Origin of the sequence: Mesorhizobium sp. M2A.F.Ca.ET.039.01.1.1 (assembly GCF_003998035.1) — a bacterium.
Classification (GTDB): domain Bacteria; phylum Pseudomonadota; class Alphaproteobacteria; order Rhizobiales; family Rhizobiaceae; genus Mesorhizobium.
Genome location: NZ_RZRY01001059.1, coordinates 1 through 1,650, shown reverse-complemented (window position 1 = coordinate 1,650; position 1,650 = coordinate 1). Strand labels below are relative to the sequence as shown.

2 protein-coding genes are annotated in these 1,650 nt (G+C 63.6%); one reads left to right on the top strand and one right to left on the bottom strand.

Annotated features, from left to right (window positions below):
* A partial coding sequence (locus EOA24_RS37215; protein WP_127410777.1) for an NtaA/DmoA family FMN-dependent monooxygenase occupies nucleotides 1-1,064 on the bottom strand: 1,064 nt, incomplete at its 3' end.
* Nucleotides 1,065-1,254: 190 nt separating this feature from the next.
* Between EOA24_RS37215 and EOA24_RS37210 the strand changes: the two genes are divergently transcribed.
* Nucleotides 1,255-1,650: ATP-binding cassette domain-containing protein (locus tag EOA24_RS37210; protein ID WP_127410776.1), on the top strand; the 396-nt coding region annotated here is incomplete at its 3' end.

Genomic DNA, 1,650 nt, shown 5'->3' with positions numbered 1-1,650 from the left:
ATTTCGCGCAGCGTCAGGTTCTGCGTCGCCCACTGCTTGACCCGATTGAGCGAGGTGCGCCCGCCGTTGAAGGTGCTTTCGTCCGGAAGCTGCGGCAGCGGGCCGTCCGGCGGATAGGCCGAGAGATCGATGCCGCTCCAGCTCGACAGGAGATCGATGCCGACACGATCGGGGAGCAGCGTCTGCAGATATTCCTGCCTGTCGCGCGCCTCGGCCTCGGAAGCGGCGACGATCGGCAATATGCCGGGCAGGATCTTGAAGCTCTCCGGCTTCCTGCCGTATCGGGCGAGACGCTCGTTGATGTCCTCACGGTACCGGATGCCGTCTTCCCTGGTGCTATAGATGGCAAAATGGGCATCGGCATGGGCGGTGGCGAAGTCCTTGCCGTCCTCGGACGAGCCGGCCTGGACGATCAGCGGGTGGCCCTGCGGCGGCCGCGAGACGTTGAGCGGCCCGCGCACCTTGAAATGCGCGCCGCGATGGTCGAGCACATGGACCTTGTCCGGATCGGCGAAATAGCCGGTTTCCTTGTCGAACAGCAGGGCTTCGTCCTCCCAGCTGTCCCACAGCCCTTTGACGATATCGAGGAATTCGGCGGCGCGCTGGTAGCGGAAGGCGTGCTCGATATTGCCGTCGCGGCCGAAATTGCGCGCCTCTTCGTCCATGGCCGAGGTGACGACGTTCCACGACGCCCTGCCGCCGCTGATATGGTCGAGCGAGGCGAACAGCCGCGCCACGTTGTAGGGCTCGCTGTAGGAGCTCGAGGCGGTGGTGATGAGACCGATGTGTTTCGTCACGCTGGCCAGCGCCGACAAAAGCGTCAGTGGCTCGAGGCGGGCATTGGCGTAGTGGGCGACACCGCTCTTCACCGAATCCCAGATGGACACGTGGTCGGCGACGAAGATGGTGTCGATCCTGGCGCGCTCGGCCGCCTGAACGAGCTCGCGATAGTAATCGAAGGAGAGCACTTCCCGGCCTGGCGCGCGCGGATGGCGCCACGACATGCGATGGTCACCCTGCGGGTTGAAGAAGAACGCGCTGAGGATCAACTGATTTCGCGCCATGCCGGCCTCCTTGCAAATCGCTGGGAGACGCGGGCGCCGCATTGGTCGGCGCGACCCGCGATCTCCAATTTGCAAAAGGCTAGATTGCGTTTGGCGTTAATTCGAGTAATTTTATAGAGATAATATACTATGCAAGCGGAAGCGATTGCCCTCGATTAGGGCACCGGCAGAAAGCGATTTCGAGGTCTTGATGTCCCATTCGGTGCTGAATGTGGAGAAACTTTCCATCGCGTATGGCGGGAAAAGAGGATGGCAATCCGCCGTTGACGGCGTGTCGCTCGCAATAGGCCAGGGCGAAGCGTTGGGACTGGTCGGCGAGTCCGGTTCGGGCAAGAGTTCGGTTGCCATGGCGATCCTGCGCTACCTGCCGGGGAACGCGCGAGTGGCGGCCTCGGCGCTGGAGTTCCAGGGCCGGGAAATCAGCGGGCTTTCCGGCGAGGAGCTGCGCGGCCTGCGCGGCGATCGCATCGCGGCTGTCTACCAACATCCGGGCGCCGCGCTCAGTCCGGCCATGACGATCGGAAGACAGATCGGCGAGACGATCATGCGCCATCGCCCGGTGCGCCACGAGGAAGCGCGCTGGCGC